The sequence below is a fragment of the Variovorax sp. RCC_210 genome (assembly GCF_041355175.1).
Lineage (GTDB): Bacteria > Pseudomonadota > Gammaproteobacteria > Burkholderiales > Burkholderiaceae_C > Variovorax.
Genome location: NZ_JBFUPJ010000020.1, coordinates 18,879 through 44,543 on the forward strand (window position 1 = coordinate 18,879; position 25,665 = coordinate 44,543).

17 protein-coding genes are annotated in these 25,665 nt (G+C 61.1%); 11 read left to right on the forward strand and 6 right to left on the reverse strand.

The features are described from left to right. Positions 1 to 32: 32 nt before the first annotated feature. From torT to AB6807_RS35420, 4 genes are read left to right on the forward strand one after another with little or no spacing between them, the layout of a single operon-like run. On the forward strand, positions 33 to 1,136 hold the full coding sequence (gene torT, locus AB6807_RS35405; RefSeq protein ID WP_371088223.1) for a TMAO reductase system periplasmic protein TorT: 1,104 nt from the start codon (positions 33 to 35) through the stop codon (positions 1,134 to 1,136). Continuing rightward, positions 1,133 to 2,704: a sugar ABC transporter ATP-binding protein gene (locus AB6807_RS35410; RefSeq protein ID WP_371088224.1), complete on the forward strand. Its 1,572-nt coding sequence runs from the start codon at positions 1,133 to 1,135 to the stop codon at positions 2,702 to 2,704. Before torT ends, AB6807_RS35410 begins: the two co-directional genes overlap by 4 nt. After that, positions 2,701 to 3,732, forward strand: coding sequence for an ABC transporter permease (locus AB6807_RS35415; protein ID WP_116914315.1), 1,032 nt, complete (start codon positions 2,701 to 2,703; stop codon positions 3,730 to 3,732). The genes AB6807_RS35410 and AB6807_RS35415 overlap by 4 nt, the downstream gene beginning before the upstream one ends. Positions 3,733 to 3,742: 10 nt before the next feature. Beyond that, positions 3,743 to 5,152: an amidase gene (locus tag AB6807_RS35420; RefSeq protein ID WP_371088225.1), complete on the forward strand. Its 1,410-nt coding sequence runs from the start codon at positions 3,743 to 3,745 to the stop codon at positions 5,150 to 5,152. Positions 5,153 to 5,715: 563 nt separating this feature from the next. On the opposite strand, the gene AB6807_RS35425 is transcribed toward AB6807_RS35420, so the two are convergent. Continuing rightward, positions 5,716 to 6,924 carry an NAD(P)/FAD-dependent oxidoreductase gene (locus tag AB6807_RS35425; RefSeq protein ID WP_371088226.1) on the reverse strand — a complete coding sequence of 403 codons (1,209 nt, stop codon included), beginning with the start codon at positions 6,922 to 6,924 and terminating at the stop codon, positions 5,716 to 5,718. A 298-nt stretch (positions 6,925 to 7,222) separates the two neighbouring features. Between AB6807_RS35425 and AB6807_RS35430 the strand changes: the two genes are divergently transcribed. The 4 genes from AB6807_RS35430 (at position 7,223) to AB6807_RS35445 (ending at position 10,651) form a co-directional block, all read left to right on the forward strand. Next, positions 7,223 to 7,672 carry a transposase gene (locus tag AB6807_RS35430; RefSeq protein ID WP_371088227.1) on the forward strand — a complete coding sequence of 150 codons (450 nt, stop codon included), beginning with the start codon at positions 7,223 to 7,225 and terminating at the stop codon, positions 7,670 to 7,672. 250 nt (positions 7,673 to 7,922) lie between these two features. After that, positions 7,923 to 8,750 carry a DUF932 domain-containing protein gene (locus AB6807_RS35435; RefSeq protein ID WP_371088228.1) on the forward strand — a complete coding sequence of 276 codons (828 nt, stop codon included), beginning with the start codon at positions 7,923 to 7,925 and terminating at the stop codon, positions 8,748 to 8,750. 255 nt (positions 8,751 to 9,005) lie between these two features. Beyond that, on the forward strand, positions 9,006 to 9,410 hold the full coding sequence (locus AB6807_RS35440) for a helix-turn-helix domain-containing protein (protein ID WP_371088229.1): 405 nt from the start codon (positions 9,006 to 9,008) through the stop codon (positions 9,408 to 9,410). Next, positions 9,407 to 10,651, forward strand: a complete 1,245-nt coding sequence (locus tag AB6807_RS35445; protein ID WP_371088230.1) for a type II toxin-antitoxin system HipA family toxin — start codon at positions 9,407 to 9,409, stop codon at positions 10,649 to 10,651. Before AB6807_RS35440 ends, AB6807_RS35445 begins: the two co-directional genes overlap by 4 nt. Before the next feature lie 653 nt (positions 10,652 to 11,304). Here AB6807_RS35445 and AB6807_RS35450 read toward each other — a convergent pair. The 5 genes from AB6807_RS35450 to AB6807_RS35470 all read right to left on the reverse strand — a co-directional run bounded on the left by AB6807_RS35450 (position 11,305) and on the right by AB6807_RS35470 (position 17,667). Then, complete coding sequence (locus tag AB6807_RS35450; RefSeq protein WP_371088231.1) at positions 11,305 to 11,610, reverse strand: hypothetical protein; 306 nt, start codon at positions 11,608 to 11,610, stop codon at positions 11,305 to 11,307. A gap of 17 nt (positions 11,611 to 11,627) precedes the next feature. Further along, entirely contained in the window at positions 11,628 to 12,569 is a 942-nt protein-coding gene (locus AB6807_RS35455) for a hypothetical protein (protein ID WP_371088232.1), read from the reverse strand. Between the two features lie 393 nt (positions 12,570 to 12,962). Beyond that, complete coding sequence (locus AB6807_RS35460) at positions 12,963 to 13,889, reverse strand: hypothetical protein (RefSeq protein ID WP_371088233.1); 927 nt, start codon at positions 13,887 to 13,889, stop codon at positions 12,963 to 12,965. Positions 13,890 to 14,500: 611 nt separating this feature from the next. Further along, on the reverse strand, positions 14,501 to 15,988 hold the full coding sequence (locus AB6807_RS35465) for a hypothetical protein (protein ID WP_371088234.1): 1,488 nt from the start codon (positions 15,986 to 15,988) through the stop codon (positions 14,501 to 14,503). Then, a complete protein-coding gene (locus tag AB6807_RS35470) occupies positions 15,985 to 17,667 on the reverse strand; it encodes a hypothetical protein (protein WP_371088235.1) in 1,683 nt (560 codons plus the stop codon). The genes AB6807_RS35465 and AB6807_RS35470 overlap by 4 nt, the downstream gene beginning before the upstream one ends. Positions 17,668 to 18,117: 450 nt before the next feature. Here AB6807_RS35470 and AB6807_RS35475 point away from each other — a divergent pair, with 450 nt between their 5' ends. Genes AB6807_RS35475 through AB6807_RS35485 form a run of 3 tightly spaced genes read left to right on the forward strand, consistent with a single transcriptional unit; the run spans position 18,118 to position 25,602 of the window. After that, positions 18,118 to 19,392 (forward strand): hypothetical protein, encoded by a 1,275-nt coding sequence (locus tag AB6807_RS35475; RefSeq protein ID WP_371088236.1) that lies wholly within the window; start codon positions 18,118 to 18,120, stop codon positions 19,390 to 19,392. Next, a complete protein-coding gene (locus AB6807_RS35480) occupies positions 19,389 to 21,383 on the forward strand; it encodes a hypothetical protein (protein WP_371088237.1) in 1,995 nt (664 codons plus the stop codon). Before AB6807_RS35475 ends, AB6807_RS35480 begins: the two co-directional genes overlap by 4 nt. After that, entirely contained in the window at positions 21,376 to 25,602 is a 4,227-nt protein-coding gene (locus AB6807_RS35485; RefSeq protein WP_371088312.1) for an SNF2-related protein, read from the forward strand. The genes AB6807_RS35480 and AB6807_RS35485 overlap by 8 nt, the downstream gene beginning before the upstream one ends. Positions 25,603 to 25,665 lie beyond the last annotated feature (63 nt).

The following is a 25,665-nucleotide window of genomic DNA, read 5'->3' on the forward strand; positions in this document are numbered from 1 at the left end:
GCTCTCTTGCGTACCTACCCTGGATTGAAACCATGCATTCCAACCCTATGTCGTTCGGCTTGATCGCAAAGGCTGCTGCCGCTGCAGTCTCTTTCGCGCTCGCAGGACCCGCACTCGCTGAAGACTCGTCGACCATCGTCTCCAAACCCATGAACGTGTTCGTCCCGGACCGCAGCGACCTGACCAAGGTGGTCGAATCGACATGGAGTCCGCCGACGGCGAATGCGGGCAAGAAGCGATACGTCTGCGTGAGTTTTCCGAGCATGCAGGATCCCTACTGGCTTGCTGCGAATTACGGCATCGCCACGGAGGCGAAACGGCTCGGGCTAAGGGTCGATGTGCTGAATGCCGGCTCGTTTGACAACATCAGCACGCAAGTCAATCAACTCAACGATTGCGCCGCGAAGGGCGCCGAGGCGGTCTTGGTCGCACCAATCAGCGCCGACGGCGTCGCATCGGCTGTGGCCTCGCTCAAAAAGAGTGGCATCCCCGTGATCAACATCGTTCCGCGCATTGCTCATGGCACCAACCTGGCCGGCCGCGCGACGCTCGATTACTACCAGGTCGGCATCGCGAGTGCACGATTTCTGAAGGAAAGCGTGGGCAATGCGGCAGTGAAAGTGGCGCTCTTTCCGGGGCCACCTGGTGCCGACTGGGCGGCTCGTACAGTCGAAGGTTTCAAGGAAGCGACCAAGAACACGAATATCAAGATCGTGTCGATCAAGTACGGAAATACCGACAAGAGCACCCAGTACAACCTGGTGGCGGACACCTTGAGCGCGGTGTCGGATTTGGACTGGGTCGTGGGCAATGCCGTGGCCGCTGATGCCGCGACGGGAGCCATCAAGGCCGCGGGTCTTTCTGGCAGGGTGAAGATCGGTTCGACCTATCAGACCGGCCCTGTGCGCGCCGCAATTCAGGAAGGCAGCATCCAATGGGCGCTGAGCGACAACGTGGTTTGGATGGCGTCGATCGGTCTGGATATGGCGGTCAAGGCCATGGATGGAGCGCTCGAGCCGGGCACCGAGGTCTGGCCCGTCCCAAAGAAGCTCACCAAGGACAACGCCTTCTCCGAAGAATCGGCGGCCGGCTTTGCACCGGCAGGTTTCAAACCGGTCTTCTCGGTGAAGCCATGACCAGCCGCGCAGCGATCCTGGCCGGCGAGATCCCGGGGCGGAGCCCGCTGCTGGAAGTGTCGGGGATCGAAAAAGGTTTTCCGGGCGTGCGGGTCCTGGACGGGGTCTCGCTGACCGTTCACGCCGGCGAAGTGCACGTGCTGTTCGGTGAGAACGGTGCCGGCAAATCGACGCTCATGAACATCATTCTTGGCAACTACACGGCCGATGCGGGTTCGGTTCTTCTGGATGGTGTTGCCCTTGAGAGCGGCTCGCCACGCGCGGCACGTGAACGGGGTGTGAGCGTTGTCTTCCAGGAACTGAGCCTGATTCCGACGCTTTCCGTCAGTGCAAACATCTTCCTGGGTACAGAGCCGACACGCGCGGGCTTCCTGGACGACGCGTGGATGCATGCCGGCGTGCTTCAGGCGTTCTCGCTGCTGGGCGTCTCGATTGCCCCGGACTTGCCCGTGTCCAGCCTCTCGCGCGCCGAGCAGCAGATGGTCGAAATTGCGAAGGCACTGCAAGGCAATCCCCGGCTGCTGATCCTGGACGAGCCGACCACGGCATTCACTGGCGTCGAAACCGAGCGATTGTTCGCCATTGTGCGGCGCCTGAAAGCGAAAGGTATCGGGATTATCTACATCACGCACCGGATGGCCGAGATCAAGGCCATCGGAGACCGCATCAGCGTGCTGCGTGATGGGAAGCGCATCGCAACAGAGCCCGTGGCACAGACGAGCGAAGCTCGGCTCATCACACTGATGACCGGCCGCGAGGCGCTGAAGATTTATCCGACGATCAATTTTCGTCCCGCGCAGATTGCGATCAGCTTGAAGAATGCGACGGCCGCTTCAGGACGATTTCGCAATGTGTCGATCGACGTTCGTGCGGGTGAAATCGTCGGCATTGCCGGCTTGGTAGGGTGTGGAAAGTCAGCCGTGGGACGCAGCCTCTTTGCCGAAGAGCGTCTGTCCGCTGGCGGTCTTCTGCTCGGTGGAAAGCCGGTTCGTTCGGTGTGCCCCAAGGTCTTACTGGACGCCGGTGTTGTCTATCTGCCGCCCGATCGGCGTCGACAAGGTCTGATGCTCAACCGGTCGGTCAAAGAGAACGCGACACTCTCGTGTCTGAACCTGCCTGCGTTCAGGTCCGGACCACTCTTGAACACGAACGCTGAAGCCGGCGCGGTCAAGCGCGTGCTGGACAGGTTGAAGCTGAGTCCGGCGCGACTGGATCGAAATGTCTCATCGTATTCCGGTGGCAATCAGCAAAAAGTCGTTTTCTCACGAGCGTTTCTGCGCGAGACCAAGGTGCTGATCGTCGACGAACCCACGGTCGGGGTGGATGTCGGCGCGAGGCTGGAGTTCTACAGCATCTTGAAGGAGCTGTGCGAGGAAGGTGCCGCTGTCCTGCTCATCTCGTCAGACCTGCCAGAAATTCTGCACTTGACCCACAGAGTCTATGTGCTCGCGTTCGGCGAGGTTGCTGCAGTGTGCGAAGGCAGCGACATCAACGAAGCCAAGATCCTTTCTTCATTCTTTCGTGAAACTCCAAGACCGGCCGATAAGTTGCTGGCGACCCACGCATGAACACACTCTCTCCCACTACCACCGCAGCGGTGGCGCCGCCGCCCGCGCGCACCCTCGCCGAGCTCTTTTCCTCGCTTCGGTCGACAGGCATCATCGGCATCCTCATGGTGCTGGTCTTTGCCGGCTTCTCCCTCTCGAACTCCAGATTCACAAGTGTCAACAACTTGGTGAACATCCTCAATCAGTCTTCGTACCTGACGCTGGTGGCACTGGGACAGGCGCTGGTGCTAATCAGCGGTGGATTCGACTTGGCGGTGGCTGGGATCCTCGGTCTTACCAGCGTGGTCTGTGTTTTGGTGCTGATCCTTCTTGCTTCCAACGGCGTGGAGCTTTCTGTTGCCATTGGGGTTGCCATCGCTGCCGGCCTAGCAGTCGGGCTGGGGCTGGGTTTGATCAATGGCGCCGCAGTGGCCTATCTGAAGGTGCCCTCGTTCATCATGACCCTGGGCGTCGCAGGCGTGGCTTGCGGCGCCGGCTACCAGCTCTCGGGCGGTGCGCCGGTGACGGGCCTGCCTGAGGGGTTCGTCGATGTATTCGGTACGCCGGATTTGCGCAGCATCTCAACTTCGGTCTATCTGGCCGCGGGCTTGGCGATCCTGCTGCACGTGGTGATGACGCGAACCCGCACCGGCCGGTATATCTACGCCGTGGGCGGCAACGCGGTTGCGGCCCGCCTCTCCGGTGTCAGGGTCGGACGGCACATTGTTCTGGTCTTCATGAGCAGTGGTGCGCTGGCCTCACTGGCTGGCATTCTGCTGAGCGCGCGCGTCTCGACCGGCGATACCAATCTGGGCGGCAACTTCGTTTTGCAGTCGATCACGGCCGCGGTGCTCGGCGGCGTATCGCTTCGCGGAGGCGAGGGCTCGCTCGTCGGTGCGGTGCTCGGCGCCTTGTTCATCGCCATCCTGAGCAATGGGATGAACCTGGAGAACATCTCCTCGTACTACCAAATGATCATTCTGGGTGTGTTGCTGGTGCTGGCTGTGCTCGCTGAACAGGTGCGCATGATGCTTTCGGGGCGCAGGTAACCCAGTGGACATGAACTCGTTGGATTGTGATGCGCTCAGCACAGCGTATCGCAAGGGCGAGCTGTCGCCTGTGGCAGTGGTTCGCGCAGCACTTGACCGCGCGGAGGCGATACAGGGCGCGCTCAACCCCTTCACATTCCTTGACGTTGAAGGGGCGATCGAATCGGCCCGTCAATCCGAAGCCCGATGGCTGGCCGGATGTCCGTCCTCCGCAATCGACGGTGTGCCGACCACCTTGAAGGATATTTTTCACGTCATGGGCTGGCCAGTCCGGTATGGCAGTCTCACAGCAAGCGCAGTGCCCGTGCAGCAGGACGCTCCTGCTGTTCAAAGGCTGCGCGAGGCGGGCGCCGTGTTCATTGGTCAAACTACATCGCCGGAATATGCGTGGAAGACGGTGACCGACAGCCGAGCCTTTGGCACGACGCGCAACCCTTGGAATCGGGATTTGACGCCAGGGGGCTCCTCGGGCGGCGCCGCAGTGGCCGCCGCCTGTGGGGCCGGAGTGTTGCATCTTGGAACTGACGGTGGTGGTTCCATCCGCATTCCGGCTGCTTTCACGGGGACTGTGGGAATGAAGCCCACTTTTGGGCGCGTGGCAAACTTTCCTCCCAGTTCGTTCGGGACCGTTGCGCACGTGGGTCCGATGACGCGCCGCGTCAAGGACGCCGCTCACATGCTGCGCATCATGTCTGGCCGTGACCTTCGGGACTGGACACAGCCGCCCATGGCCTTCTCTCCCTTGGAGGATGCAGCCATGCAATGGCGGGGAAAGCGTGTCGGATATTGGAAGACGCCTTGCGTGGGCGCAGTTGACGTGGAGGTTGCGGCGGCCGTCGAGACGGTTTTGGTCGGTCTTGCCACGGCTGGAGCATCGATCGTCGAGATCCAGCTCCCATTTCAAGACGAGTTGCTCGAAATATTTAACAGGCATTGGTGTGTGGGAGCCGCACTTCGTCTGTCGTCCATAGAGCAGAGGCGGCATGCTGAACTTGATTCTGGCTTTGTTGAAGCTGCGCGGCGCGGCGCGGGCTACAGCAGCACGGATCGACTCGGTGCCGAAGTGAGGCGCAGTCACTTCGGTGCGGCCATGGATCAATTGCTTGCCAGATTCGATCTCGTGCTGTCACCAACGGTCCCCGTTCTTCCATTCGAGGTGAACAGGGATGTGCCGCCTCGAAGCGACGCTCACAGTTGGGCTGAGTGGTCGTCATTCAGCTTCCCGATCAACCTGAGTCAGCAGCCGGCGTGTTCCGTTCCTTGCGGATTCAGCGAGGATGGATTGCCGATCGGACTGCAGATTGTTGGCGGGCGCGGTGAAGACGCCTCCGTGATTGCCGCTGCCGCCGCCATAGAGGGAATGTTTCCGGACTTGGGTTTTTTCCGGGGTGCGGGTCCTTGGTCCACATGGTGTTCGTAGCAGGCTGCTGCGGGTACAAAAACGCACCTTAGAGGGTGCTTGATCCTTTTGGCGGCTTCGTGATTCATTTCCATGAGCAGCCCTGCAAGTCCCGTCTGGTGTCGAAAAAAAATATGAATGTAGGCGGTGTCGTCGCGGACTTAGTAGATGACTCGGTTCGTGCCGGAGACGACGTTTCGGTACTGAGCGATGTTCGGGCTTTCCAGCTCAGTTCGGCCGTTGGAAGGCGCTAGGCTCGGCGGGAAAGTATGCGAACTATCTGTTCGTAAAGGACGGCGCGTATGTCGCGCCTCCTGTCAACGGCGTCTCCAACGCTCTGCGTCATGTTCATTTGGTCCGGTTGGCTGATCCTCCTGCGTTGAGGCGCTGGAATCTGCAATGGCGACATCGCTCCCGCAAGGTCAGTGAGCGTGCACTGGTGTATGCAAGTGATTCCGCGCTGGATCCTCAAGGAACCTGGTACTCATATGGTTTCTCGGATGGCGCCCGACGATCATCGAGTTCCGATGCTGAAGGACCTTGAGCCGATGCGCGATCATCCAGGCACTATTCGAACTTCACCCCTAGACCCCTGCGGCGGTTTGTCGATGCTCGCTTGCCTGGACATCGTCCAAGGGCATGTTCTGGGCAATGCGCTCAAAGCGAAAGGGCGTCAGATCCAAGGTTTTGTAGCCGCCGGTTGTCAACAACTCGGATACGCCTCGCCCGACTGCGGGTGCGTGCATGACACCGTGTCCGCTGAAGCCACAAGCAAGTACAAAGTTGTGAATTTCGGGATGTCGTCCGATGATGCCGTTCTGATCGAAAGTGTTGATCTCGTAGTGGCCGGCCCACGCGTCAACGAGTTGGATGTCTTCGAAGCCGACGACTCTTCTCGCCAGTCCTGGCCGGACGATGTCGTCGAACAAGCTCAGGTCTGCAGCCATGTCGTCGGTGTGATGATCGACCTCGGGTGCCGGAGATGTCACGGCCAGGAAGTCTCCGTGATATGGGCGCGCATAGATACCGCGATTGGCAAACGTAGGGTCGACGAGGTTGGTAAAACCAACAGGGGGATTGGCGCTTCGGAACACGAATGCCGATCTTTTTCGCGCTTCGATCGGAAGCGGCACTGACGCCATTGCGGCCACCTGTGCTGCTTGGGCGCCCGCAGCGTTGATGACGGTTTCGACCTCGATGTATTCGTCGCGGCCAAACTCAACCCCTGCAATGTGACCTGGCTGCAAGTCAAAACCTGTCGCTCGTTCTGCGATGTACGCAACGCCCAAAGATTCGGCCTTCCTGCGAAGCGCTTGCAACGCCGGTAGCGGCTCCAACCACCCTTCACCCGTTCGACCCAGCGTTGCAGCGCCCAACCCGTCTGTCTTGAGCCATTTGACACGCTCAAATTCCTGAGCTGAAACCAAGAGGTCTATCTCGCCCCCGTTGTCCAGTTGCCGCTGGTGAGCCAGTCGCATCCTCGACAGACCTTCGGGCGCCGAAAGGACCAGGTAAGGACAGTGCTCGAATTTGACATCGGTGAACTCGTGGCCCAACGAGAGATGGGCATTTGCGTTACTGAAAAACTCATGACCGTAACGCGACATTGCGACGTTGATGCCCAGATTGAATTGCATGCGCAGTGCGGACGCAGACCGTGTGGTCGAGGAGCGTGCGTAGGTCGGGTCGGGCTCGAAAACGACGACGTGGCCACCAAGGCCCTGACTCGCGAGGTGGCAGGCAATGCTGCTGCCTATGATCCCACCGCCAACGATGACAATTTTCTTGCGCATGCAATCCCTGTGTGAATGTTTGTGCCGTCGCTGTTTCCGGAGTACCTGACGGTTGCCGGTCGTCCAAGGTGTTTGCGACTCGCTCATTTGAACTTGAAGTTGCTTGCATGAACTGCGAAAAGCCGTTGCCATCTGGAGCAAAACCGGATGTCTCACTGAAAACAGTGGCTTTGACCGGATTTTTGTACCATTGCGCGGGCGCTCAGCGTCAGTTCCTTCCACTCAAGAGGTTCTGCTGTACCACGCTGTAGGTGAGGGACACATGCTCTCGCATTGCCGCTTCTGCGCCAGGTAGCCGATGCCTTCGCAAGTGCGCGCCGGCGAACTCAGTTCGATGACGCCGTTACGCGGTGCCGATCTCGATGGCGACGGGTCGGCCTGGTCGACGTCAAAATCCTGCAGCACCATCACCCAGGCTCCGGCGCCGAGCCGCCCGATTGATCGGTCCATGGCCAGCGCCGGCCTGAACGCACATGTGCTGGTGAGCAAGTATTGCGATCGCACACCCGTGTACCGGTTGTGCCAGATCTACATCTGCGTGGGCGTTGATCTGCAGCGTTCGACTCTGGCGGACTGTGTGGCCCAGGCAGCACGCCTGCCGAGCCCGCTGGCCGAGGCCAACGGCCGCTACGTGTTGGCTGCCGACAAGGTCCACGGTGACGACACGCCGATCCGCGTGCTTGGCGGCGCCGGGAACGCCGCCTGGCGGCCGTCGCAAAGACCGAAGGTGTCCGTGCTGCGATGGTGAATGGGCGTGGTGCCTGGCTTCCGCGGGTCCGGGCCGTCGAGGAAGCGGGGACCTTCATTGGCGCTTCGAAGAGTGGGGTGGGCTTGTCTGTGAGCCCTGAGGCTACCCCCTCGTTCTCGCGTTCAAGGCCCTGCGCGCGCTGCGCGTGCTCGGCGCGTGCCGCGCGCCTGCGGCGGCCTTGAGCGCTGCGCTGCGACGGGGTGGCGGGGTCTCGCAGGCAATCCCGCCTGTGTCACCTCTGGAGATCGTCATGACCTTCTTCTCTTCCTCTTCCTCCTCTTCCGTTTCCTTCGCGGCGCGCTCCTCGCTGTCGCTGCAGGAGGTCCAGCACCGGGCGCCGGCGGTGTTCGCCGAGCACGCGGCGCACATCACGGGGCCCCGGTACGTGTTCATCAGTACGCGCGACATCGTGATGGCGCTGATGGATGCGGGGTTCGAGCCGACCACGGTGCAGCAGACGCGCTCTCGGGCGCCGGGCAACGCCGGCTTTGCGCGGCACATGCTGCACTTCAAACCGGTGGTGCAGGCGCTGTCGTTGGACGACGTGCTTGGTGAGATTGTGCTGCTCAACTCGCACGACGGGCGCAGTGCCTACCAGTTGCGCGCCGGGCTGTTCCGGCCGGTATGCACGAACGGCATGCTCACGTCGATGGGCGACGTCGGGTTCGTCCATGTGAGCCATCGCGGCAACGTGGTGGCCAACGTCGTGGACGCTGCGCTGAAGATCACCCGCGACCTGGCGCAGGTCGGCGAGGCGGTCGCGCAGATGCGGCTGACGATGCTGACCGAGGGGCAGCAACTCGACTTCGCGCGGGAGGCGCTGGCGTTGCGGTTCGCGGGCCAGGACGCGGCGCCGGTGGAGGCGGTGCAGTTGCTGGAACGTCGGCGCATGGCGGACGTTGGTGACGATGTCTGGCGGACCTTCAACACGGTGCAGGAGCACGTGCTGCGCGGTGGTTTGGCCGGGCGGACCGCGCGGGGCCGGGCGATGCACACGAGGGGCATCCGGGCGATCCGCGAGAACGTGCGGTTGAACACCGGGCTGTGGGACCTGGCGCTGCGGCGCATCGGCCGCTGAGGCGGCCATGGGCCGGCGGCTTCGCCGGCCCTGGGGCATCAGGCCCCCGCGATATTCGGAGATTTTGCGCCTCAAATTCTCGGCACGGTCGGCTTCGTCGACTTCCTGAGCGGCGCGAAGTGGACTTCGTGGCGTCGGCGGGCACCTCTGAGCTCGCCTCGATGTCGGCCGAGGCCGCCGCTACGACTGAGACCAAAAACATATAGTTTTTCGTCCGTTATTGCAGATTAATCCAATTTACAACCAAAAATATGCATGAATCTGAATATGGTACTGCTCTACGCTTTCACCTATAATTTTGCGTATATTGCACGCAAACTCGGACTTTCACTCATAAATATGGTTGATTTTTCGCTTGCCTTGCCTGACGAGGTTTGCCAGGAATTGGGCCAGCGGGCCCGGCTGCGGAGGGTCGCGCTCAACATCTCAGTCGAGGAACTGGCCAAGCGCGTTGGCATTTCAACCAACACTCTGGGCAACTTCGAGCGAACCGGTCGGTGCACGCTTGCGACCTTTGCTCGCGTTCTGGAGGTATTGAACGCCTTGCCTGACCTTGCAGCGGTGCTGGTAACGCATTCAAGAACGATCGAGGACATGCGACAGAAAGCCTCGGTCAATAACAAGCAGCGCGCGTACACAAGGAAAAAGGCCGTTCCATGAAGGAGCTGCAGGTCACCTATAACGGGCTGGGCGGCGCATTCGTGCTGGGCACGCTGGCCGAAGACAGGCAGGATCTGCTATTCCAATATTCGGCTCAAGCAATTGAGCGCAACCTGGAGCTCTCGCCCCTGCGCTTGCCGCTGCGTTCGAGCGCATATCCTGATCGCAAAGCGGACTACGCGAAGCTGCACAACGTTCCAGGCCTCATCTACGACTCACTGCCCGACGGCTGGGGCTTCAGGTTGATGCACCGTCGAATGAACGCGCGCGGCATAGACACTGACAGGGTGTCGACGCTGGACCGTCTGGCTTATCTCGGGTCCAACACGATGGGGGCCTTGACCTATGCGCCCGCAACGTGGGACGCGCGGGAGACTCGCGACCTGACACTGCTGGAGCTTTCGAACGAGGTGCAAGCAGTGCTTACCGACGACAGCCATCACGTTCTGGCGGAGCTCGCCCGAGCGGGCGGGTCGCCCGGTGGCGCGCGGCCGAAGGCCAATGTTTTTTTCAGCCCTATAACGGGAGAAATGAGCACGCAAGCCGGACGTGTCCTCGGTGCCGAGCCTTGGCTTGTGAAGTTTCCCGGAGATGATGACGAAGTTGACAGCTGCGCGCTTGAGGAGCTTTATGCCATGGTCGCGCGTCACTGCCAACTTGGCATCACTGAAACCCGATTCTTTTCACTTGCTGGCACTCAATCCGCCTTTGGCACTCGGCGCTTCGACCGCCGTGGTGATGCGAGGGTGCACGTGCATACACTGGCGGGGTTGCTGCACGCAGATTTCCGTGAACCTTCCGTCAGCTACGAGGACTTTTTCCGCGCCACTCGGCGGCTGACGCGCGATCAGCGCGAACTCAAGAAGGCCGTGCAACGATGCGTCTTCAACGTGCTGATGAACAACCGTGACGACCATGCGAAGAACCTCTCGTTCGAGATGGAAGCCGATGGCACCTGGCAGCTGGCGCCGCCCTACGATCTGACCTTTTGCCCCGGCTATAGGGGTGAGCACTTCATGGACGTTGCAGGAGAAGGGCGCGCTCCGACGCGACAGCATGTGCTGAAGGCGGCCCACGCCGCGGGCTTGCCGCGTAACGTGGCGCAGGACGCAATCGACGAAGTGCTGGCCCGCGCTACCCCTCAGATCTTGCTGGAGTTCGCCGCTTTCGTGCCTATGCGGACCGCAACCTTGGAACGAGTTCGACACGCGATGCAGGCCAACTTCAACCATCTTTCGTAGGCGGCTTTCACTTCGAACCCGCGGTGACCTGCCCCTGTTGATTTCCATCCAGACGTGACCCCCTTGTGCGAAGCATCGAGGTTCACGAACATTGCGCGTCATCGCGCAGGTTGTACGTGATATCGCGTGACGAAACGAGTGCGAACTGCGGACACGTTCCTCCTCGCCGATCCGCGGTTGCCCGCAGAAGCCATGAACTCGATGCGCTGGACAACGCTTCCTGGGAATACTCTGATGCTGCACCCAACTCTTTGACTTCAGCTGTGGAATCCACTGTCCAGATCTGGGGCCGCGTTGATTTGCGCTGGAATCATCCAGCGGGTCGAAAACGCGCCTTGCCGCAGACGCACGCCAGTATGCCCTGCACGCAGCCCGAAGCAGCCGAGTACGCGTTGCGGATCGGGCAGGCAAGACAAATAACAGGTTCGTAGAGCAGCACGAGGCGGGTACGCTTTGCTAGCGAAGGGTGTTGGCGACGACCAGCGCGAGGCCGCAGGCATTGATGGCAAGACCGAGGACTTTTTGAAGTTTCATGGGTCCATAGTGCCACCGAGTGCTGCCTGACGGATTTGTAAATTTCGAAGTGCGCTATTGAATGCAGCTATCCGTGAGCTGGGATCGACGCATGAATCATTCGCCGTGCCACACGCCGCTCATGCGGCGGCCAAGATCCCGGATTTGAACAACAGTCTGAAAAGGCGGTCGAATCGGACGATAAATTCTGCAGTCTTGCTCAGATCCTTTTTTGCTTCGTCAGCGGCGTCTCGCGCTGCTTCGAAAGATGAGGTCAGTTCCCGATAGTCTGCTAGCTGCTGCAGTTTCTTCGCGTCGGCTAACGCGTGCAGATGGCGCGCCAACTTCGTGTGTCTGTTGGTCAGAGATATGCGGACCTTCGGGTCCGTCGTTTCGATGATCAGATCGGTCAGGGTTCTCAGCATGTCCTTGGAAATGTCTTCCATGTCATCCGACGGCATATCTAGTCCCCCTTGGGTTGTGCGCTCTTCACAGCCAGTTGAAGAGCTTGGGCTTTTTCTGAAAAATCTAGAAAATCATCGATGGAGAAGCTGCCGTCCTGTATCGCGATAGCCAGAGTTTCATTGGCTTTCTTCATTGAGACAGCTGTTTTTTGTATCCCAGACAGGATCAGGTCCAGCCGCTTTCGATTGTCAAAGGCAAGCCTCAAACCCTCTTGCGCCGCCTTGCGTTGGTCGTAGTTTTTGCCGTTCACCAGCGCCAGATCAGCGGCGACCAGGAGTGGCTCCGACGTGGCGGCCAGTTTTTCCGCAATCCAACCTCGGTGAGGATCGAAATCCTGCGCGAGGATCGTGCAGAGCTTGTCGACCGAGCTTTTGGCATGGATCACCAGTGTCGCCACCGCTCGTTTCCTCTTCGCCTCGACAACGAAGCCCCCCAAGCCGTTGGCCGCACTTGCAATGGCCACGCGTTGTTCGTCCGTGAGCTGCGCCTTGGGAACTAGCGCCAGATTGGTTGCGAATCCGTCTGTTGCACTTCTCAGTTCGGCGGATTCGGTGTCGTCAGCGAGTGCGACAAGTGCCTTGCCATAGCTCGACAGCGCGGCTGTGGCCGCTGAGACGGCCGTCACCGTTTCGAGTTCGAACCCCGAGTCGAGGTTCGTTGGGCCGGGCAGAGGCGTTCCCGCGTTGGACATATCCTTGTCTTTGCCCGAAAGACTTAGTCGCTCAAGGTTCATTTGCATCGTGGACTGCCTCATGGCCTTGAGTTCGGTTGCGGTGGTGTCCCCCAGCGAGCTTGATGCCTTTCCAAACTTGGTGACAGCATCCTTCTGCTGAGCGGTCAGTCCGGTGCATCCAGCGAGAAACACTCCAGCCAGAATGAGGAGTACACGGCTGTACGTGTTGCTAAGAACGATCATCGACGTCATACGCTGGGCGGTCATCGGGGCTCCTCAGTATCTCGAGCGTAGGCCGATTGGGTAAATTGGCCGCGTATCTGCGCAGCATCATCTTCTTCGTAGCCGACGCGCGCCCTCTGGGACACCCGCTTGGCAAACAGCAGAAGAACGCCTAGCGCACTTATGGAAAAATCGCTGAGCTCTCAAAGCTCGCAGAGCTGTCTGTAGCCGGGCAGGCGTCCAAGCTCAATTCGGATTGACACGGATCGTGGTTCTGCGCGACTACCCCGCTCGCATACGAGTCTTTAGCGCCTCTTGCCGAAGGGGTCGTTCACCTTTTACGTTTTCAACGGTTATTCGGCAGATCAAGCGCAATGGAGTTGACGTGGACCAGATCATTCGGAGGATCCAAACGGGTGAGCCGATGGCATGCGACGATCACTGCAGTCCGTAGACGACCAATTCCACCGCAGCATCGCCGCGACGTGTGCCTATCTCGCCGCTGTTGTCCAGAACGATCGTGTGTTCGCCTGCGGGCAATGACTTCCAGTCACCTTTGTAGGAGCCAAAAGCGTCGACTTTGGTGAGTAAGCCGCCCTTCAAGGTGCGTTCGATCTTGTTGGCGCGATTCTGGAAGTCTCTCGCATCGCTGCTGCCGTTGGCCGCTCCAAGCGCGGCACCCAGTCCGGACATCATGACGTTCTGTAGAAGACTCATGTAATCGGACTCGGTAAAATGGCCAGGTTGATACATGAAAGTGATCGGCCCACCATCAATGTTGGCCGACAAACTGATCTGCATCGGCGCTCGAAGTTTGAAATAAAGGTAGCGCGATTCGCCGTTCGGAACGAACTCGGTGGCGGTGACAAGCTGGCGTGGCTGCGACGCCGCTTTCGGTAGCTTCGCCTGATAAACGGGTTCTGAGGCTGTACGCGCCAAGTCGATAGAGCCTTCTGAATTCTTCAGACTCATTTGCTTGTCGGAGAGCTTCGCGATCACGAAGTCGTCGATTTCCGGTTTGCCTTCGTCTGCCGCAATCTTCATGCGGAGTTTGGAGCCCGACAGCAACCATTTACCGCCGCTTCTCGAAAACGCAGGTGCGACCGATCCATCCTTGTTCACCTCGGAGATCCATTGGACGAGTGTGCGCCCGGGGTTGATCTGCCAGACGACTTGGTAAACGTTCCCTTCGTGCGTCAGTTTCGTTTGCCAGAATCCAAAGAGCCGCTCTTCGCTCAGTACTGTGGACGTTGTCTTGGCAGTCGCGTCAGGCCCCTGCGCATCGCTGGCCTTGCCGTCGCAGCCGAACAGGCCAGCCGTGGCGACGGCAGCGAGCAGCGGCACCTTCCAAGCAATGTTGCGCATGCTTCTCCCCGTTGAGGTAGCCGTTGAATCAGGCCGTAGAGTAGGGGCGCAGCGCGCAGGTGTCTATCCACTATCCAGGGTACCTCTGCAACTTCTTAAGCTACCGCGACTTCACTGTGCGGCTGGATCAGACCCATGCGGTGCAGCCGAGGCTGCAACCTTCATCAGAGATCGCGCAATGCGCTCAATTCTGGCAAACGTGCGCGGGCCTTTGCAAGTCAGGCTGAGGTGCCCTTAACCACTCTGGCTGGCATTTGCATGATCTGTTAGCGCAAGTAAAACCGGTAGGGAATCAAGGGGCGAATGGCGACACGGGTGCGTTTCGCGCTCAATGTCCTGGCACGTCCAAGCGCTGCGCTTCATACAGAGAGGGATGGCGCTCATGCGTTGGATCTGCCAGTTGCGTGCGGGAATCACGCTCTAGATCTAAACGAGGACGGGCACGGCGCAGAGCGCGGCACGTGCCTTGCACAATCAAAGGGGAGGTCGCTGCATGACGCCGTACGCAGCGCCCTCTTCAACAAGGTTGGGCAGAGGAGAAAGGGATTCGACGCAGGCATCGTCGACGTGGTTTGGCCCACCCGCGCCACTTAGACAGCCACGTTGCACTTTCATGCGCTCAATCGAGCGACCTCATCTTCGAGGTATTGTTCGACTGCATCCGTGTCCAAACCACCACTGCTGAGCCAAGCGCGCAGTTCGTTCAGCGAGAGCACACCGAAGCGAACCCATGCGATGAGATTGCTTCGCAGCAGGAACTGAATCGCGTCGCCGCCTGAGCGCAGCGCGGCGTCTGCAACGTCGATCACGCACAGCGTCCCGTGGCCCACGAGCAGCATTCTTCGCAGCTCGGGTTGGCTGCCCGAGGGCATGCATTTGCCCCACGCGTGGCCGTGGTAGAACCTGCGCTTGAACACCCACATCATTCGCGTCAACAGTTCCGTCACCAGCATGGGCACGGCCATCGCCATGCCGTGGCGCATGTCGTAGCCCTTCTCGAAGACCTGAACGGCGATCTTGCTGAACGCCTGCCTGTGTTGGCCGAACTCGCCAAGCTCGACGAACTGCAGCAGCGAAAAGAACGGAATCGGTATCCCGCTGCCGCGCAGCTTGGCGCCCGAGGAGCCGGCCATGTCCGAGCAGAGGTGGCCGAGCCAGTTGACGAAGCCGGCGAACACCTTGGCCACGAAGGTCGTGCCGTGAAGCTCGAAGGTCTCGGTGTCCACGCAGATGAGTTGCCCGGCGTCGACGAAATGTGCCGTGCTCTGGAACTGGTCGAGGATCGAGAAAAACAATCCCACGAGATCCGGCGAGTGGCCTAGGCTCTTGAGGTGGTGATTGCTCGCACTCATCTTGAATGCGCCATCGACGTCGCCGCCGTGGCGGTGGTCGTAGTTGACCTTGAAGCGATTCTCCAGAAAGCCGATGGCGCTGGCCGTCGCGTCGGAGCCTTCTCGCGGCCCATTCCATCCACAGAACGCGGCGATCTTTCGCACCGCTGTGTCGGTGAATGTGTCCGCTATCTTTGTCAATGAACCTGTCAGCGGAACGCCCACGAAGAAGACGTCGATCAGTCCGCCGATCACCCCGCAGGTGCCAGCGATCATGTAGTCGTACTTGTCGCATTGCGCGCCCTGGAGAGTGAATTCTTCCTTGATGCGCTTTTCCAGCGCGATACGCTGGCTTGTCGACATCAGATCCTTGAACGGATCCTTGCCGAATTCGATGCGGTGCAGCCCCGCGTAGGCGTCGGCCTGTGCCAGGTAGTCCTGCCAGGTCGTCGTGCGGGTCACGTCCATGCGATCTAACAGGGGAAGTGCACGGATGCCCGTTGACTGAAGGCGAGGCGCACACGCTTCTTCCTTCGCCACGAGCGACAGGTCCTCCTCGTCGACCTCGAAATGGATCGACGCGCTCGAACTGGCGGATGCCGCCATTGCGAACAGTTCGTCTATGGCCTGGCCGCGTGCATGCTGCTGGGCCTCGATCGCGTCGATCGCACCCAGCATGCGGCCCATCTGGGATTGCGCGGTGCCGATCTGGTGGTTCTGCAGCGCCATCGCGCGTGCTTGATCGAAAAGCCCTTCAGGATCGCTCATGAGAACAGGCCGGCGAGCTTTTCCTTCGCTTTGCCCGCCGCGTCGGCCGCGGTTCCAGCAAGAACGTCTGCCATTTTGAAGTAGCCGATCGCCTCGAACGCGCCTGCCAGCACCTCCAGATCTCGCTGCGCGAGTTCCGGCCTGATGGCCAGTTTCTTGACTTCTTCAGACTTTCCGTCCTTCTGCTGCACGAAGACCTGTTCCTCGTAACAGCCGATGATGAGGTCGTGGAGCTTGGCCCGGGTCGGCTCGCGGGTGAGCGACTTCAGCCTTGCTGCATCGAGGAACCGTGCACAGCGCAGCCGCGTGGCACTGCCCTGGGCATCCGCTGACTTGCCAGTCAGAACGGCGCCCGCGTTGCTCAGCTGCCGGATCTGCAGCGAGAGTCGCTTGAGCTCTTCCTGTTGTCCGTCGTGTGCGCTGATCAGGTCGTTGAGTCTGAGCGTGATGAAGTTGATGTCTTGAATCAGCAACGAGATGGTGGCTTGCGTTTGCTTGATGACCTCGTTGAGCATCAGCTCGCGCCGCTTTGACTTGGTGAGCTCGTTGGCACCCGTGAGCTTGCGCATGCCGGTGTACGCACCGACACCGATCAGCACCGCAACGCCGATGCCGGTGGCCATGCTCGACAGGCCCAGCAAGCCGCCCATCCCCAAGGTCGCCAACCCTGAGGTAAGGCCGGCCGCCGACATCCCAATCACCGAGCCGGAGAGATAGACGGCGGTCAGGGGCGTGCCGACCGCCGCGGCTTTCGCCGAGAGCAGCTTCAAGGCATTCACGATCTGGTCGTCCGTGAAATCTTCCTTGAGCATGTCGTAGTCGTTGCGGATGGCTGCCACAGCCAAGTCGATCTCCGCATCGGTCAACGCCAGCAAGTCGCGATGGGTCTTCAAGAAGGCAAAGTCGTCGATCGACTTTCCGCCCGTCACGAAGTGCAGATTGATGAGGTCCTTGACGAGCGAGATGTGCAGCGATTTGGTTTGACCAGGTGGGCATTCGGCATCGAGGTGCGAGATCAACTCGGCGACCGGTCGCACCTCGCTGGGTGCGCCCATCAGCGCGCGAAGCTCGAAACGCGACGCTGTGCTCAAGTCCAGCCGCGTCATCAGCAAAAGGATCTCTGCGAACCGCTTCGCATCGATGCCGCCACCGGTATCGAATGCCATGCATATCGTGATCTTGAGATAAGCGACTTTCAGTGCCTCGCTCATCTCGTCAAGCGGCACAAACTGCTGTTCCTCTCGGAACTCCTCGAAGTCGCTGATCACATTTTGCAGAAGCTTGGCCAGGGCCTGAAGGTCGCAGTGGGACAGGTTCAACAGCGACACGCTGCCAGCACCTTTGCGCGTCAACTTGATCGAGTGCTCGATCTTGTCGTTTTTGCTGCCTGTTGGCGTCTGAAGGTACTCGACCGATTCGATGGCTGCGTACGCCACGCTGATCGGGTCTGCGAAGGTGGCCCTGTAAATGAGCTGCTCGCCGGTGAACAACAGGCCATCCTTGCCGCTGCCCATGAGTGTGTTGTCGAACAACGCAATGATGCTGCCAGGCTCGCCCGAGAAGCCGAAAGCCTTGATCGCATTGTTGAGTCGCTTCTCGTCGATTTGAGGTGCAACGTGAATGTTCTTGGCGAAGGCGCTGGCTACGTTTTCGCGCAGGTAGGTATTGATGGATTTCATGTCAAGGAGCAAGACCTCGAAGGCTGCCCAGTCTGGTGGTCAATCTGATACATTATGTGACATTGGGCATCGTTTTGGTGCATTCAAGCAGACGCTTTCTTCTCCACACCGGAGCTCACCAGCGCTTGCCTAGGCACCGGCGGTGGTGAGGGGGCGCGCATTTGCAGAGACCTTGTCGAAGGCCCCACCAGGCGCTTTGGCGGTCGGGCTGCGGGCAGTTTTCGGGCGAATCGCAAACGGGCGATCTGAGTGAAACCTCGGGCCAGGCCAATTGGTGTTCGGGCTTAGAGGGCGGCGGCCAGGGATGCAAAAGGACAAGGGCTAATCCATGAGACGACAGCGCGAACGAGCAGGGTGCTTCCTGCGCAGGTGTCCAGCGAGCGCTGCATCGCGCGTCGTTGTGCCGTCTCCGACGCGCGTTGCGGACGGTGCGCTTGCGCATCGCGTCGGATGAGCTCTTCAGTGCGCGGCGATGAGCTCTTTCCTGCGCTGCCTTTTTTCACCGCAAATGACCCGGAGCTGGTGCGCGCTACCGCTGTGCGTGATCCCCTTGGCCTTTTGCCGGTGTGGAGCGGTGTTGGCAGGGAGTTGGTGCCGCACCTGGCGTCAGGCGTGTACAAACTCAGCGGAATCAAGGCGGTCTTGCTGATTCACTGGCTGCTCCAGGAACCCTTGAAAGAGGTGGCTTCGCGAAACTTCCGTGCGTGCTTTCGACTGCTGGAAGGATTGCTGGAGTACTACCTCTGGGCGCACGCGAACGCAGGCCAGTGCTTTGGCACCCGCGCGTTGAGCAGGCCCGACGGTTTTCGCGTATTTGCCCACGATGCCGGCACCGCGGTCAACGGCCTCTACCAGTACTACAGCGGCACGTGTCGACGTGCGGAGTTGGTCGATGCTGAATGGACGGTGCTGCCGGACGTCGCAACGGCATTTCGCCGATGCTGGTCCACCAGTGCCGTCAATGCGCTGCGCCATGGTCTGGAGCGGGTGCTCGACGACATCGACCGGCAAGCCTTCGAACCGAAGCAAGTACTGGACGGTACGCAGGTCCTGGCACGTGCGATTGGGGAGGCTTTTGACTCGACTGCGCTGATGACGGTAATGCGGGACCGGGTGCTCGGCAACGCCGCACAGGTGGCATTCGCGCGCCATTGCGCCGACATTCGTCAGCAAGCTTCAGGGCAGCCCAAGGTCGATCAGATGGTCGACAATTTGGCGCTGCGTCTGCGCGATGACAGGGAGCCCGCCAGCGCGTTGCGGCCATCGCTCACTCGCGTCTCGGAATGCGAACACTTCCTCGTGCTGGTGCAGGACGCCTTCGACCTGATGCGCGCATTGGAGCGCAATAGCCTTGGACAGGCGGCGAAGTGGATGGAGCCATCCCGCGCGGTGCACAGGGACCGCGCGCAACGCTTCGCTGGGCTCTACGCGGCGAACGCAGGTGAGCGCGACGAGCAGATCGCCGCACTGGCCAACGCATTGACTTCAGGTCCCACGGAGTCGTTCCTGCAGGAGGTGATCAACCATCATCAGCGGTTGATGAAGGAGCGCGGTTCGGAACCGCTGCTTTCCATCGACGAAGGAAAGATCGTCTCTCTGCTGGGTGCAGAGCGCAGCCTGATCACCGTGCAAGACCACATGAAACGCGGACTGCCGTGGAACAACGGCTACTACCTGGCCACCGCCGGCGCCATTCACTCACAGCTTTTCGGGACGCGCACATGAGCGAGGACGCTAGCAATCTGAGCGTCATGCGCAATGCGCTTGAATTCATGTTGGCGCAATTCGTCGACCGAAAGCCATCCTGCGCCCTGTTCACGACCTTCAACTTCTCGTCGACCTTCTTCGAAGGCAACGTCTTGCCCCTGCTCGCAGGCATGCGGCTGGAAGACCTGAAGGACGGCAAGCTCGTGCGCTCCGAAGTCAACGACGCGCTGGCCTCTTTGCGGACGCTGGTGGTGTGCGACCGTTCTACTCACCCGCAAGCCAAGGGCGACATGCGCTACGGGCTCTTGCCGGTGGGCCTGGAGGCAGGGCGATTTCATCCCAAGATCACGTTGCTCGCAGGTCCTTCGGTCGCAGACCCGTCACGCCAGGTCTGCTGGCTGTGCGTGGGCAGCGGCAATCTCTCGCTGTCAGGGTGGGCGCTGCAGCGGGAAGTGGCTGGGGTGACGGCCCTCACGCGCCAGCACGGCGAGTCGCTGCAACCGCTGGTGCGATGGCTCATCGAACAGGCCAGATCGCAGGTCTCGCTCGCCGCCGGCGCTAGCGCGCGTGCCGAGGGCTCGGTTCTCGAGGTGCTCCAGCAGGTGCAAGCGGTTCTGACCGATCCCCTGTCACTGAGCCCGCACCGGGCGAGCACGCCGACGCTGCATTTGGCGTGGCCGCCAGAGCTGGAGCGCGCAGCGCAGCCTGTACCGCCTCTGGTGGCTGCAGTCACCGGTGGTGAACCATGGGAGCGCGCCGTTGTGGTGTCGCCCTATTGGGCAGGGGTTGATGAACTGGTCGAGCAGCTGGGCGTGCAGGCTTGCACACTCGTTCCCGCACCCACTGCGGAAGGCCGGTTGCTGCGTCCTGCGGGCGTTGCGGTGAACCGCCATCTCTATGGGTATTTCATGGACGACGCGACCCGCGCGTCCCATGCCAAGGCGGTGCTGCTCAGCCGGGCAGGAGAACACGTGCTGTGCGTGGGATCCGCAAACTTCACGATGGCAGCCTGGTCGCACGGTGAAGGGCGCTTGGCCAATGTGGAGGCTGTGCTGCGCTACCGCGTCCGCGGGGAGTCTCCCTGGGAGGCCATTTTTGCGCCGCTGATTGATCCTGAGGAGGCGCAGTTGGACGAGGAGCCCGATGCCGAAGGAGCGCCGGCGCTGCCGCCTTTCGATGCGGAGGCCGCCTGCGACTGGCAGGCACGCAAGCTGATCGTGCGCATTCGGCTGCACGAGCGCGCTGCGCTGGAAAATGTTTCGTTGGCCATCGGAGAGATGCAAGCGCAGGTCGATGTCAAATCGCTGGCGCCGCAGTTGTTTGTGTTCGACGCGAAGTCGTTGCGCATGATCAAGCGCTTTGACGTCTGGTACCGCCATCCGAACAAGGCGCAGGCGTCGTTCGTCGGACTGGTTCTACAGCTCAACGCACCCGAGGATGTGTTGGGCTATCGGCCGCGGCCGCGCTTGTCCTCCTTGATCCAGGTGCTGCGCAGCCTGAATCCGGAGCTGCCGCCGCAGACGCAACGCAAGTGGACGCGAGGCGCGGGGGGCTCAGATGAGACCGACGGCCTCGAGGACGAATCGACGGCCATGTCATCGGATCTGTTCGGCTATTTCCAAGCCACTTTCCACATGCGCCGCTACTTCCAAAAGCTCGAGGCTCTGGACCCCTTCGACCCCATTTCACCCATCGGGCCGTTTGTTCTCTACAGAGCTGTGGAAGTCCAGCAGTGCGACACGGATGAAGCCGTCATCGCGCGCTATGTGCAACTGTGCGAACTGCTGGCGACCGTCGAGGCGTTGCCGACACCGGGCGCGAGCGCTGCCGCGAAAGCCGATTTGCGAGTCAGCCTGCTGGAAGACATCAAGGCGCCGGAGGGACGGGTGCGCCAACTGCTTGCCAGTTCCGAGCCCTTCGCGACGATGTTCCCACACAGTCACGGCGAGCCGCGTAGCGACATGCTGATCGAATGGTTCCGTCGGGAGGTGCGCCTTGGCCATGACTGAGACACTGCTGCCTGAGGCGCTGACCGCCGGCCAGCTGCAAACCTTCATCGATTTCGACGGCGGCGGTGGAGAGCACGCGTGCAGCGCCCAGGGGAGAGCGCAAAGCGAGGGCGTCGCGGCGCTGTGGCACCTGCTGCGCACCAAGGGGTTCGGCTACCTCGCGGACGAGGTGGGCATGGGCAAGACGCGCCAGGCGATGGCCGTGATCGCCCTTCAGATCCTGGAGGATCCGCTCGCGCAGATCGTGATCGTATGCCCGGGCAGGACCTTGCAGGAACAGTGGTTGCGCGAGTGGGATGCGTTCATCCGCACCTGTTACCTGGCGGCTGACGATCGACTTCGCAGCGCGCGCACAGGCAAGCTTGTGAGTCCCGTGGCGCTGCACGATCGGCTGAGCGATTTCGCGCTCGCGTTGCAGCATGCTCAAAGCCGCATCCATCTATTGCGGTATTCCTCGTTCAGCCGGCCTCTGAGCCTTGGCGGCTCGGGTGCTCAGGCTTCTGCGGCCGCGGGCATCTTCGAGGCCTACAGACTGGCGCTTGTCGATCTGGCCGCGGTGCCTTCCGAAGAGGACATGGCAGCGTTTGCCAATGCTGCGAGCAGCGGCGAGGCCGAGACGGAGCATCTGGCCGTCCTGCTGAACAACCGCTATGCGCAGCAGCTTGGGAACTTGCTGTGTGCGCGCGGGATTTCGCTCGCCATCTTCGACGAAGCGCAGTACCTGCGCCACGTGGGAAACCAGCAAAACAAGCATATTCTTCAGATCTTCCGGCCGCACGCGCGCCGCTGGCTGTTCCTCAGCGCCACGCCCCTGCACAGCGGCACGCAGAGCTTGGCATGCCTGGATGCCTACCTCGCAACGGGTGAGGCGCAAGCGGGCAGGGTCTGTGCGTGTTTGCCTGTCGACAGGTCGCCGGCGATTGCGCGCAGACTCAAGCGTGACGCGCCGCAGTCTGTGGACGTGGTCGAGATCATGAGGGAATTCATGGTTCGCCGAATCCGTGCCTATGAGGACGCAGAACGCGAGCGCTACGTGAAAACGACCTACAGACGCTACGAACGCGTCAAGATCTCGGGCGCGCGCGATCCGTTCACGGCCTTGACGATGGCACTGGTGCAAAAGCGCCTGGTTGTGGCGCTCGATGGTCGTCACAACCGTTTCCGGCAGGGCGAATGCTCCTCGTTCGAATCGCTGGCCTCGTCGCTTCGCACACATCGACAGCGCCAGCGCCAGCGCCAGCAAATCCAGGATCGCGACGAGGCCAAAGCCGATGCCGAGTTCGAGCACCGGCAGGACGGCGGGCCCGCAGCCGGCGAGGAATCTCTGGATCGAATGAGCATTGACGCGCTCGCCCAGAGCTTCAACGCCAGCGCTGCTGACCATCGGCTGGGAGGACAGGATGCCGGTCATGCATCGGTTGCGCTGCCGCACGCCAAACTCAGCGACGCGGTCAAACGCGTGTTCCAACGAAGCCTGAGCGATGCGAGCACCCACAAGACATTGATTTTCGTGCGCCGGCTGGACACAGTGGAAGAGCTGCGCGACGGCCTGCTGCTGGAGTTCCAGAAGGCGGTGGACCATCGCCTGAGCGTCTGGCGCGACTGGCTTCATGCCCCGCCGTCCTCGATCACGCTGCGCGAGCCGGCTTGGAAGCCGTCTCGCTTCTGGAGCACCCCGTCCCATCCTGACGATGACGGGCCGGACGACATCGAGCCGCAGGATGCGTCGGATGCGCCGAGCGAGCTCAATGGGGGGGAGGCAGCCCCCGTCGCCGGATCGCTCGACTACTTCGCGGCCATCCAGGAGAAAGGCAAGCTGCACTCGTTCCAGTCGCGCCTGCGCGACAGAACCTTCGCCCGTAACCCGTTGCGCGGCTTCCTGCAGACGCGTCCCGTGGATTCGGGCGGGCAAGACGAGACCGCCTGGGCGGCTGTCGACCGGTGGTGGGAGCGCTTGGTTGTGCTCTGTATGGGCGAGGAGGCGCTCGCGCTGGCCGGGAGCAACCCGTCACAGCATTGGCTGCTGGGGCCGGTCGTGCCAGGTAGCTCGGCATACTGGAAGCGTGCGACGCTGCAGCGCTGCCTGTTGCAATCCATGCGGCAGACCGACTTGCTCGTGGACCTGTATGTGCTGCGCCGCTATGTGGTGCTCCACGGCGCCGACGGCCAAGCGCTGGCGTTGCCCGACATCCTGTTGCGATTCCTCGGAGAGAAAAGCGCAGAGCAAGGCGAAGCCCTCTTCCCCTCACAGTTGAACAGCTATGCCGCGAACTGGCGGGAGAAGTTCAGGCGCTGGATCGTCAACTTCGACACCATCGTCGACAAGTGCCTGCGAGCAGAGGGCGTGACCGAGTGGCGCGAGATCCATGCGAAGGCCTACTCAGCTTTTGACCGGATGCAACCCGTGTTCGGGCGCTCGGGCCGCGTGAACGATAGCAATGCGGTGACGCAGTTCAAATTCCCGACGCATCCAAACGTGCTTGTCTGCACCGATGTGCTCAAGGAGGGGGTGGATCTGCATTTGTTCTGCGACGAGGTGGTTCACTACGGTGTGGCTTGGACTTCCGGTGACTTGGAGCAGCGCATCGGCAGGGTCGACCGCTTCGGCAGTCAGATCAGCCGACGACTGGCTGCATATCGGCGCTCGTCAGACGCAGAGCCGCTTCCCCGCTTGCAGGTCGAATTTCCTTACCTCGATGGCACGCTGGATGCGGCCCAGGTCGCGCGGGTCATCCTGGCCAAGGTGCGCAGTGACCTGCGCATGGACATGGGCCGCCGGCGCGAGGACATGGGGCAGGTGAGCTTGGACGATCTGCTGACTCCGGCCTCGCAGAGCCATTTGGCAGGCAGCGCGCCGTTGCCCGCCGGGTTCTACCCGGAACACGTACCAGCGGATGCCCCAGGGGCCAAGCCCGAAGCACCTGTTTTGATTGCGCCGTTGCTCCGCGCGCGCGGACTGTCTGCGACGCCTGGCGTCCATCTGCCTCGTCTTGGTGCCATGCGCTGGAGAAGCGAGTTGTCGTCGAGCCCGCGTCCGGTCCACGCGCTTTTGCGGACCGTGCGTGTGCCCAGGAGCCGCAAGCGATTCACCTCACAAGCGGAGTGGCTGGCAACTGAAGGCCATCCCGATACAGCAGGCGATGTCGCGGCGGCGCTTCGCGCGGCAGGTCCCGTCAGTGTGATCGCCCTGGCGGGCGATCATGCATTCGGCTTTTCATCGCGCTCGAACACGCTGGTCTGCACGGCCGTTGTCGACCAGCCCCTGGCGCCTTCTCGCTTCGGCGAGCAGGCTGTCATGCTGGAAAGCTTGGGCGGGTTCTGGCTGTTGCGCTCGTTCTTGTTGCCCGCTGATGAGCGTCACGATGCGGCTTGGCTGGCCGATGGCAGCCGAGAGCTGGCATGGGCGTACCTGGCCCGCTCGGACGGCGCCGTGTGGCTGCTGATGTTTGCGCGCAAGAGCGCTGACGAAGCTGAAGACGGTGTCTTCCTGGGTCGGCTCGCTTCCCAAATGGGCGCTTTGGCGGGCTGCTTGCGGAGTTCGTTGAAGGGCGCCGATGAGGGCGAGCCGGTCGAGCCTTGCACTTTTCGAAGCCGCGCAAGTTTCCCGAGCCTCGATGCATCCGTTGTCTGTTTTTCTGATGAACAAGGGGAAGCCATGGTCGATTCGTTGCAGTGGCAGCAAGCAGGCAGGTTTCTCTCCCGGCTGGAAGACTGGTTCCGAGGTGCGTTCTCGGACGTCTGCGAGGCGCTGGAAATCGACATTTCACCGTCAGATCTCGCGATGGTCATGCACGAGGACGGCAGGCTCCAGTTGGCGACACAGGGGGCCGGACGTGTTCGGCTTCAGGCCTTTCTGCAGTTCGACCCTGCAACCGGTCCCTGGATTGGGTGGGAGTTTGTCGGGGCGCTGGCCACTACCGGTGCTATTCCTGTTCTCGAGCCCACCGCCTGGGAGTACATGCCGCATCAGTGCATGGAAGGATGGTCTGGAGAGGCTGGAGGCGAATGTGAGGTCTACGTGAGCGCGGGCGAGCGACACCGCTACGTTGCGGTTTACCATCGTCCGCAAGCCTGGGACCGTCACCGCCTCGCGCTGATGGCAGCATGGAAAGAGGTACCAGGACGCACCCGTGGCATCAACTTTCAAAAACAGGCGCTCAGGCAATCGTTCCTTCTGGCGGTTGAAAGGACATCAATTCAGCAAGAGGGAGGCTTTTGACCAGTCCTGCAGGGAGAGGTGACATACCCACACGGGTCGAGACCGTCACCGTGAAGGCTGAGG

Coding starts and splice junctions, on each gene's coding strand:
- AB6807_RS35475 (WP_371088236.1), top strand. CDS start 18,118: ATGAGCTCTTCAGTGCGCGGCGATGAGCTCTTTCCTGCGCTGCCTTTT.
- AB6807_RS35450 (WP_371088231.1), bottom strand. CDS start 11,610: ATGGAAGACATTTCCAAGGACATGCTGAGAACCCTGACCGATCTGATC.
- AB6807_RS35440 (WP_371088229.1), top strand. CDS start 9,006: ATGAATCTGAATATGGTACTGCTCTACGCTTTCACCTATAATTTTGCG.
- AB6807_RS35465 (WP_371088234.1), bottom strand. CDS start 15,988: ATGAGCGATCCTGAAGGGCTTTTCGATCAAGCACGCGCGATGGCGCTG.
- AB6807_RS35455 (WP_371088232.1), bottom strand. CDS start 12,569: ATGACCGCCCAGCGTATGACGTCGATGATCGTTCTTAGCAACACGTAC.
- AB6807_RS35445 (WP_371088230.1), top strand. CDS start 9,407: ATGAAGGAGCTGCAGGTCACCTATAACGGGCTGGGCGGCGCATTCGTG.
- torT (WP_371088223.1), top strand. CDS start 33: ATGCATTCCAACCCTATGTCGTTCGGCTTGATCGCAAAGGCTGCTGCC.
- AB6807_RS35480 (WP_371088237.1), top strand. CDS start 19,389: ATGAGCGAGGACGCTAGCAATCTGAGCGTCATGCGCAATGCGCTTGAA.
- AB6807_RS35430 (WP_371088227.1), top strand. CDS start 7,223: ATGCCTTCGCAAGTGCGCGCCGGCGAACTCAGTTCGATGACGCCGTTA.
- AB6807_RS35485 (WP_371088312.1), top strand. CDS start 21,376: ATGACTGAGACACTGCTGCCTGAGGCGCTGACCGCCGGCCAGCTGCAA.
- AB6807_RS35460 (WP_371088233.1), bottom strand. CDS start 13,889: ATGCGCAACATTGCTTGGAAGGTGCCGCTGCTCGCTGCCGTCGCCACG.
- AB6807_RS35420 (WP_371088225.1), top strand. CDS start 3,743: ATGAACTCGTTGGATTGTGATGCGCTCAGCACAGCGTATCGCAAGGGC.
- AB6807_RS35470 (WP_371088235.1), bottom strand. CDS start 17,667: ATGAAATCCATCAATACCTACCTGCGCGAAAACGTAGCCAGCGCCTTC.
- AB6807_RS35415 (WP_116914315.1), top strand. CDS start 2,701: ATGAACACACTCTCTCCCACTACCACCGCAGCGGTGGCGCCGCCGCCC.
- AB6807_RS35410 (WP_371088224.1), top strand. CDS start 1,133: ATGACCAGCCGCGCAGCGATCCTGGCCGGCGAGATCCCGGGGCGGAGC.
- AB6807_RS35425 (WP_371088226.1), bottom strand. CDS start 6,924: ATGCGCAAGAAAATTGTCATCGTTGGCGGTGGGATCATAGGCAGCAGC.
- AB6807_RS35435 (WP_371088228.1), top strand. CDS start 7,923: ATGACCTTCTTCTCTTCCTCTTCCTCCTCTTCCGTTTCCTTCGCGGCG.